The following is a 514-nucleotide window of genomic DNA, read 5'->3' as shown; positions in this document are numbered from 1 at the left end:
GTTGCCCAGCGCGCTACTCAATGCGCTCGAGTGTTTCAGGACCCGTTAGCTGGAACGTGTGGTGAGCTAACCATTGAAGAAAACATGGCTCTAGCGTACATGCGAGGTAAAAAACGTGGCTGGGGGCTGGCGCTGTCTGCCAAACGTCGCAAGTTCTTCCAAGAACGCATCAGTATTTTGGGGTTAGGTTTGGAAGACCGATTGGGTGACAGTATTGGTTTGTTGTCTGGTGGACAACGACAAGCCGTGAGCCTGGTGATGGCGACGTTATCGGAGAGTAAGTTATTGCTGCTTGATGAACATACGGCCGCGCTTGACCCGCGTATGGCGGCTTTTGTCATCGATTTAACCAAGCGTATCGTCAATGAGTTTGATCTGACGGTGATGATGGTAACGCACTCGATGAAAGACGCGCTCGCTTGTGGTGACAGAACCGTCATGCTCCACCAAGGAGAAATCGTTCTGGATGTCGCTGGAGAGCAGCGCGCCAATATGCAAGTACCTGACTTACTAG

General features: G+C 51.8%; 1 protein-coding gene. It reads left to right on the top strand.

Annotated elements, in window-relative coordinates:
- On the top strand, positions 1–514 hold a 514-nt coding region (locus tag R7P74_RS29505), incomplete at both ends, for an ABC transporter ATP-binding protein (RefSeq protein WP_318124309.1).

The organism is Vibrio sp. 2033, assembly GCF_033339735.1.
Note: the sequence above shows the minus strand (reverse complement) of the source record. Positions and strands in the feature narration are given on the sequence as shown.